At 56.0% G+C, this 8,008-nt stretch carries 8 protein-coding genes; 3 read left to right on the forward strand and 5 right to left on the reverse strand.

What is annotated here, in order from left to right; translation table 11 throughout:
* Positions 1-164: 164 nt before the first annotated feature.
* Together ACJ8J1_RS24220 and polA are read right to left on the reverse strand one after the other, a co-directional pair.
* Positions 165-212, reverse strand: coding sequence for a spot 42 RNA, inhibition of DNA synthesis (locus ACJ8J1_RS24220; protein ID WP_071892919.1), 48 nt, complete (start codon positions 210-212; stop codon positions 165-167).
* Positions 213-403: 191 nt separating this feature from the next.
* On the reverse strand, positions 404-3,202 hold the full coding sequence (polA, locus tag ACJ8J1_RS24225) for a DNA polymerase I (protein ID WP_033645171.1): 2,799 nt from the start codon (positions 3,200-3,202) through the stop codon (positions 404-406).
* 497 nt (positions 3,203-3,699) lie between these two features.
* Between polA and ACJ8J1_RS24230 the strand changes: the two genes are divergently transcribed.
* Positions 3,700-4,596, forward strand: coding sequence for an acyltransferase (locus ACJ8J1_RS24230; RefSeq protein WP_033645170.1), 897 nt, complete (start codon positions 3,700-3,702; stop codon positions 4,594-4,596).
* 42 nt (positions 4,597-4,638) lie between these two features.
* Here ACJ8J1_RS24230 and dsbA read toward each other — a convergent pair whose 3' ends face one another.
* From dsbA to ACJ8J1_RS24245, 3 genes are all read right to left on the reverse strand, one after another.
* The gene (dsbA, locus tag ACJ8J1_RS24235) at positions 4,639-5,262 is read right to left on the reverse strand and encodes a thiol:disulfide interchange protein DsbA (RefSeq protein WP_025304721.1); all 624 of its coding nucleotides are present in this window, start codon (positions 5,260-5,262) and stop codon (positions 4,639-4,641) included.
* A 29-nt stretch (positions 5,263-5,291) separates the two neighbouring features.
* Positions 5,292-6,278: a serine/threonine protein kinase gene (locus ACJ8J1_RS24240; protein WP_033645169.1), complete on the reverse strand. Its 987-nt coding sequence runs from the start codon at positions 6,276-6,278 to the stop codon at positions 5,292-5,294.
* Positions 6,279-6,376: 98 nt separating this feature from the next.
* The gene (locus tag ACJ8J1_RS24245) at positions 6,377-6,646 is read right to left on the reverse strand and encodes a YihD family protein (RefSeq protein ID WP_004931268.1); all 270 of its coding nucleotides are present in this window, start codon (positions 6,644-6,646) and stop codon (positions 6,377-6,379) included.
* A 148-nt stretch (positions 6,647-6,794) separates the two neighbouring features.
* Between ACJ8J1_RS24245 and mobA the strand changes: the two genes are divergently transcribed.
* Both mobA and mobB read left to right on the forward strand, forming a co-directional pair.
* On the forward strand, positions 6,795-7,385 hold the full coding sequence (gene mobA, locus ACJ8J1_RS24250) for a molybdenum cofactor guanylyltransferase MobA (RefSeq protein WP_033645168.1): 591 nt from the start codon (positions 6,795-6,797) through the stop codon (positions 7,383-7,385).
* Complete coding sequence (gene mobB / locus ACJ8J1_RS24255; protein WP_033645167.1) at positions 7,382-7,900, forward strand: molybdopterin-guanine dinucleotide biosynthesis protein MobB; 519 nt, start codon at positions 7,382-7,384, stop codon at positions 7,898-7,900. The genes mobA and mobB overlap by 4 nt, the downstream gene beginning before the upstream one ends.
* Positions 7,901-8,008: the final 108 nt, after the last annotated feature.

Here is an 8,008-nt window from a genome sequence, read left to right on the forward strand (position 1 = left end):
TAAAGACTTATCGCCAAAACGGGCTTGTTTCGCCGAATTACGCGGATTGAGGGAGCGGAAGTTGAAATGAAAGTCGGGGCTGAGCGATAGGAAAAACGTATGGTTTGCTGCTGTTTTTACAATAAAAAACGCCCCAGTCAATACTGACTGGGGCGGCTAAATATTCAGCCAAATCCGATTACGTGAAGTAAAAGGTCTGAAAGATAGAACATCTTACCTCTGTACCCTACGCCTGTAACTCTACATCATTTTTTCGCAGGGCAAAAGAATTTTTTGTAGTTTACTTACACAATTTGAGACACAAGAACGGCGAAGTTGGGGAAACTATCGCCGCATCTTGTAGCTTAATTACGAAAAGTGCTTAGCTTCTCGCCAGTTAGCGCATACGGCGATAACCCGGCGATCAGTGCGCCTCATCCCAGTTCATGCCGACGCCCACATCGACCTTCAGCGGCACCGCCAGCGTCATGCTGCCTTCCATCAGTTGGCGGATACGTTGGCTGGCTTCGTCGATCACCGACTCGTGCACCTCGAACACCAATTCATCGTGCACCTGCATGATCGCGCGCACCAACGGCTTCTCTTGCCCCTGCAGCCAGGCGTCGACCTCTATCATCGCACGCTTGATGATATCGGCCGCCGTGCCCTGCATCGGGGCGTTGATGGCGGCGCGCTCGGCCGCCTTGCGGCGCATGGCGTTGCTGGAGCGGACGTCCGGCAGATACAGACGGCGGCCGTCCAGCGTGCTGACATAGCCCTGCTCGGAAGCCTGCTGACGGGTGCGCTCCATGTAATCCAGCACGCCCGGGTAACGTTCGAAGTAGAGATCCATATAGCGCTGGGCTTCCCCACGCGGGATCCCCAGCTGACGCGCCAGGCCGAAGGCGCTCATGCCGTAAATCAAACCAAAGTTAATCGCCTTGGCGCTGCGGCGCTGCTCGCCGGTCACTTTATCCAACGGCACGCCGAAAACTTCCGACGCCGTGGCGCGGTGAATGTCTTTCCCTTCGGCGAAGGCCTTCAGCAGCCCTTCATCCTGAGACAGATGCGCCATGATGCGCAGCTCGATCTGCGAGTAGTCGGCCGCGACAATGCGGTAGCCTTCCGGCGCAATAAAGGCCTGGCGAATGCGCCGCCCTTCTTCGTTGCGCACCGGGATGTTCTGCAGGTTCGGATCGCTCGAGGAGAGACGGCCGGTGGCGGTCACCGCCTGATGATACGAGGTATGCACCCGCCCGCTGACCGGATTGATCATCAGCGGCAGCTTGTCGGTATAGGTGGTCTTCAGCTTCGCCAAACCACGGTATTCCAGAATCACCTTCGGCAGCGGGTAGTCGAGCGCCAGCTCGGCCAGCACTTCTTCGTTGGTGGATGGCGCCCCGCCCGGAGTTTTCTTCAGCACCGGCAGCTTTTGTTTTTCGTACAAGATAGCCTGCAGCTGCTTGGTCGACGCCAGGTTGAACGGCTCTTCCGCCAGCTCGTGGGCCTGCGCCTCCAGCTCAGCCAGACGCTTGGCCAGCTCCTGGGAGTGGGCCGATAAAATGGCCGGATCGATCAGCACCCCGGTGCGTTCAATATGCGACAGCACCGGCAGCAGCGGCATTTCAATCTCGTTGAACACCGTCAGCAGTTCCGCGCTCTGTTTCAGCTGCGGCCACATCGACAGATGCAGCTGCAGCGTGACATCGGCGTCTTCGGCAGCGTATGGCGCCGCCTGCTCAAGCGCGATCTGATTGAACGTCAGCTGGTTCTTGCCCTTGCCGGCGATCTCTTCGAAAGTGATGGTTTTGTGGCCAAGATAACGATCGGCCAGGCTGTCCATATCATGACGGCCGCCGACGCTGTCCAGCACATAGGACTCCAGCATGGTGTCGTAGGCGATGCCGCGCATCTCGATGCCGTAACGCGCCAGCAGGCTCATATCGAACTTCAGATTTTGCCCGACCTTGAGCGCTTTCTCGTCTTCCAGCAGCGGCTTGAGCGCCTCCAGCACGTAAGCGCGATCCAGCTGCGCCGGCGCATCCAGATAATCGTGCGCCACCGGCAAATAAGCCGCTTCGCCCGGCGCGATCGCAAAGGACAGGCCGATCAGATTGGCGGTCAGGGTATCCAGGCCATCGGTTTCGGTATCGAAGGCAAACACGTCGGCTTTTTTCAACCGCGCCAGCCAGTCGGTAAAGGTCGCTTCGTCCAGGATGGTGACATAACCGTCCTGAGACAGCTTGGCCTCCGCCAGCGCTTTCGGCGCTTCCGCGGCTACGGCTGGTTTGGCGGTGCCGGCAGCTTTCGCGCCCGCGCCTTTCTTGTTTTCCAACCAGACGCCGGCTTCTACGTCCGCCAGCCAGCGTTTGAACTCGTACTGTTTGAACAGCTGTTGCAACGTGTCGACATCCGGCGCGGAGACCGTCAGGTCCGCACAGGTCAGATCCAGCTCGACGTCGGTTTTGATCGTCGCCAGCTTATAGGAGAGGTACGCGACCTCTTTATTCTGTTCCAGCTTGGCCGCCATGGTTTTGGCGCCGCGGAAGCTCAGCGTGGCGATGTTCTCCAGATTGCCGTACAGCGCATCCAGGCCGCCGATACCCTGCAGCAACGCCTGGGCGGTTTTCTCGCCCACGCCCGGCACGCCGGGAATGTTGTCCGATGAATCGCCCATCAGCGCCAGGAAGTCGATGATCAGCTCCGGCGGAATGCCGTACTTGTCGCACACTTCCTGCGGGCCGAGGATCGTGTTGTTCATGGTGTTGATCAGGGTGACGTTCGGCGTCACCAGCTGCGCCATGTCTTTGTCGCCGGTGCTGATCAGCACCGCGTGGCCGGCCTTTTCAGCCTCCAGCGCCAGCGTACCGATGACGTCATCCGCCTCTACGCCGGGCGTCACCAACAGCGGCAGGCCCATCGCCTTGACCATGTTATGCAGCGGCTCGATCTGCGCGCGCAGATCGTCCGGCATCGGCGGCCGGTGCGACTTGTATTCAGCGAACAGATCATCGCGGAAGGTCTTCCCTTTGGCATCAAACACCACGGCAACGTGGCTCGGTTGATACTGCAACAGCAGACTGCGCAGCATATTCAGCACGCCGTACATCGCGCCGGTCGGCTCGCCCGCCGAATTGGTCAGCGGCGGGAAGGCGTGATAAGCGCGGTAGAGGTAAGAGGAACCGTCAACCAGGATTAGTGGGTTTTCTGCAATCTGGGCCATAGCGTTTCTTTATCGTGATCGGACATAGGGGTAAGCATGCCATAGCTGGCCGCCGGAGACGAACCTTAGCGTGCATTGCGGACGAAAATGATGTGATTGTGCGCGAGGATCCGCAAGATCTTACCTGTGGATAACTTTGTGCATAGAAAAGAGACCGAATTATAACGCTGCGATTATCGTTATAACGGCGAATAAAATTCCTATTTAAATCACCGCGTTAAAAGAACGAATTCCGGCGACGCTTAATTATTGGCTTTTATTGGATTTGTGGATATAACTTTCGCCGGATTTTAATCGCACTATTAATCAAATTCGGCGCCTCAATTACCATAGCACAAGCTGGACAAGTTGCACGAAAACTCAGCAAATGGTTATCCGATGAGACGAAAAACAGTGATTTTTAGCGGCGCTTTACCCCGACGATTTCTGTTAAAATGCGTTTTTGTTCATGCGCTTTGGCATGCAACGATGTTCCCACCAACCGTCAGCCCATAATCATGCCAAGATTGTTAACGCCTGTTATCTTTATCATTTCCGTCATACTTACCATTCTGGTGACGGTGTTATGCTCCATCCCCATCACGCTGGCCGGCATCGTGAAACTCGTGGTGCCCATTCCCGCCGTTTGGCGATATATCTCGGCTTTCGCCGATTTCATGATGTGGTGTTGGTGCCAAGGGCTGGCGCTGTTATTGCGCATTAACGGGCAATTGCGTTGGGATATTGAAGGGCTGGAAGGGTTGGATCGCAAAAACTGGTATCTGTTGATCAGCAACCACGAAAGTTGGTCAGACATTGTCGTGTTATGCGTGCTGTTCAGAAATCATATTCCAATGAATAAGTATTTCCTCAAACAGCAGCTCGCCTGGGTGCCGTTTGTCGGCCTGGCCTGCTGGGCGCTGGACATGCCATTCATGAAGCGTTACTCCCGCGCCTATTTGCTCAAGCACCCGGAAAAACGCGGCAAGGATATCGAAACGACGCGCCGTTCCTGCGAAAAATTCCGCCAGCGCCCAACCACCATCGTCAATTTCGTCGAAGGCTCACGCTTCACCGAAGCCAAGAAAATTAAAAGCAATTCACCTTATCGCAATTTGCTGGCGCCCAAAGCCGCCGGCATCGCGTTTACCCTTAGCGCGCTGGGCAATCAGTTCGACAAAGTGTTGAACGTCACCCTGCTTTATCCGGAAAATAACCAGCGGCCCTTTCTGGATATGCTGTGCGGCCGCCTGACGCGTATCGTGGTGAGAATAGAGACGCTACCGATCGATGAAACCCTGCACGGTGATTATTTCAACGATAAACAGTTCAAGCGGCGCTTCCAGCTGTGGCTGAATACGCTGTGGCAGGAAAAAGACCGGTTGCTGGATAAATTGAAGCGGCAATACGGATAAAAAAACGCCGGCAATGCCGGCGTTTTTCATGTTGAATCAGGCTTATTTCTGCTGGCTGAGGAATTTAACCACATCGGCGAACTGCTTCACGTAAGCGTCCATCGAGCTGGTGTCCAGGCCATCGTTTTTAACCATGTATTTGCCGTTGACGAATACCGCCGGCACGCCGCGCAGCTGCAGATCTTCTGCGGCTTTCTCCTGTTGAACCACCAGAGATTTCACCACGAAGCTGTTCCAGGCCGCGTCATAATCTGCGGCGGTTACGCCCGCTTTCACGAAGACGTTACGGATATCGTCCGGCGTTTGCACGGTCTGGGTTTTCTGCACCGCTTCAAACATCAGCGGGCTTACTTTGTCTTCCACGCCCAGCGCCATCGCGACCGCCCACGCCTGAGTCAGCTGTTTGCCCAACGGCCCCAGGAACTCCACGTGGTACTTGGTCATTTTGGTGCCGGCAGGCAACGCTTTTTTCACGTTCTCTGACACGTGATAGACCTGCTCGAACTGGTAGCAGTGTGGGCAGTAGAAGGAGAAGAACTCCAACACCTGCGGCTCACCGGTCACCGGCTTGTCCAGGGTCACGTACTGAGTGCCATCGCTAAACTGTGCCGCCGAGGCACTGAATGCCATCACCATGCCAACGAGCGCCAACCATATTTTTTTCATAAGACTAAACTCTCCATTGTGTTAAAGCTTCAATACATTGGCGTCAGCTGCAGAGGAGGCTCCTGCAACAGCTTAACCTGTTCGGTGAAGGCCGCAGTCTGAGATAACCAGAAATCAGACTCCGCCATCCACGGAAAACTCTTAGGGAAGGCCGGATCCTGCCAACGGCGAGCGACCCAGGCCAGGTAATACACCATACGCATCGCCCGCAGTGGCTCAATTAACGCCAGCTCGCGCTGATCGAACTCGGCAAATTCGCCGTACGCCTCCAGCAAAACGTCCAGCTGCATCAGTTGGTCGCGACGTTCGCCGTGCAACAGCATCCACAGATCCTGAACCGCAGGGCCGTTGCGCGCGTCATCAAGATCGACGAACAGCGGGCCATCGCGCCACAGAATATTGCCCGGATGGCAATCGCCGTGCAAACGCCGCGGCTGCCAGTTCAGATTCCAGTGTGGCTTGATCGCCGCAATCAGGTTATCCGTCGCCTGCAGAAAGGCATCACGCTGAGCCGCCGGCAACAGCTCGCAATTGGCCAGCGCCTGACGCGGGGCAACAAGATACTCTTCAATCCCCATGGTTGGACGCTCGGCAAACAAACGCTCGCCGCCGACCTGATGGATACGCCCCAGAAAACGGCCTACCCATTCCAACTGCTCCAGATTGTCTATCTCGTATTGCCGGCCCCCCACGCTGGGGAACAGGGCAAAGAAAAAACCGCCGTGCGTATGCAGCGTAGCGCCTTGCAGCGCCAACGGCGCCACCGCCGGGATCTCCGCGCCGGCCAGATCCAGAGCGAACTGATGTTCCTCACCGATTTGTGCGGCGCTCCAGCGCTCCGGTCGGTAAAACTTCACCACGTAGCGTCGACGATCCTCGTCCATAAACTGATAGACGCGGTTCTCATAGCTGTTCAGCGCCGTCAGGCCGGAATCGACGCGCAGGCCAATCCCTTCTAGCGCGTCCATGATCAAATCGGGCGACAGGGTGTCGAAATTAAAAGCTGAGTTATTCATAACGTTCGTTTGATCGCTGACAGCACGGTGCCGGGAATGAGAAATAGTAGCATTAATGGCGCATTTCACGCGCTATGCTTTCTCGCACCGCACGAGGATCAATCCTTGATAACGCCGCGAGCGCGCAGCAACGCCGTTTTAAAATCTTCTTCGTAATCTTTCTTCAGGCCCGGGATCTGATCTGTGCCGGCGCTGCCGCGCATTTTCAGATGGTAAATAAGAATATCGTCGCTCAACTCGGACAACTCGCCCTGGAAGCCCGCTTCCTTCGCCAGCTTTTGCAAAAACTGCATCAAATTGAGATCGGGATCTTCCTGCCAGGCCGGGTGCAACAGCTCGATCAACTCGTTTACGCGATGCGTTTTCATCTCAATATCGTCCAATAGCATGAATAAACTCACAAAGTAACAGGCTTACCCACGCAGTGAAAGAACCGGCTTGTCAATAAAGGTAAATCCTGATGTCGCGCCGGCTTTAGCGCTACAATCAGCGCATCGACAAGGCGGGATAAACGAGATGCATAAAGAAATCAGCGGCGTCATTTTGGCCGGCGGACGGGCCACGCGCATGGGCGGTGAAGACAAAGGCCTGGTGTCGATTGGCGGGATCGCACTCTATCAACACGTATTGGCTCGGTTACGCCCGCAGGTGGCTTCCGTCGCCATCAGCGCCAATCGCAATCAGGCACGTTACCAGGCGAGCGGTTTGCCGGTGATTGGCGATCTGACGCCCGATTTCGCCGGGCCGCTGGCCGGCATGCTGGCGGGGCTCAAACAGGCTCCCAGCGAATGGGTGGTCTTCGTCCCTTGTGATGTCCCCGACTTTCCCGCCGACTTAGTCGCTCAGCTATGGCAGCAAAAAGGCGCGGCGCAGGCGGCCTTTGCCAGCGATGGTGAACGAGATCACCCCACGCTGGCGTTACTGCATAGCCAAATAGCGCCGCAGCTGGCCGACTATCTGGCGCGCGGTGAACGCAAGCTGATGCTGTTCTTGCATCAAATTGGCGCACAACGCGTAGTGTTCAGCGGGCAGCAAGCGGCATTTCATAACCTGAATACGCCGGCTGACTGCCTGAATTGGCAACAAACGCGAGAGCTCAAAAAATGAATCGTTCATTGCCTCCCTTGCTGGCCATCGGCGCCTACAGCGGAACGGGGAAAACGACCCTGCTCAAGCAGCTGATCCCGTTGCTGAAACAACGCCAGGTAAGGATTGGACTGATCAAACATACGCATCACGACATGGATGTGGATACGCCTGGTAAAGACAGCTATGAGCTGCGTAAAGCAGGCGCCGAGCAAACGCTGGTCGCCAGCGATCGTCGCTGGGCATTAATGACCGAAACGCCGGAGCAACAACCTTTGGATCTGCGCTATCTGGCTGGGCGCTTTGACGCCGATAAGGTCGACTTGATTCTGGTGGAAGGGTTCAAACATGAGCCGGTCAGCAAGATCCTGCTTTATCGGGCCGAGATCGGCAGACCGTTGGAAGACATGCTGGATCAGTTTGTCGTCGCGGTAGCCAGCGATCGACCGCTATCCATTTCGGCTAAGCAGTTGGATCTCAATCAACCGGAAAGCATCTCCGACTTTATTGTCGAGTGGTTGAAAGGCGCAGCGTAGCTGCGCTTTTTTACGTTTTACGCACAGCAAAAAGCCCTGAACGTCAGTTCAGGGCTTTCGGCTTTGTTTGATGCCTGGCAGTGTCCTACTCTCGCATGGGGAGACCCC

This window comes from Serratia sp. CY37869 (genome assembly GCF_052168895.1).
Classification (GTDB): domain Bacteria; phylum Pseudomonadota; class Gammaproteobacteria; order Enterobacterales; family Enterobacteriaceae; genus Serratia; species Serratia ureilytica.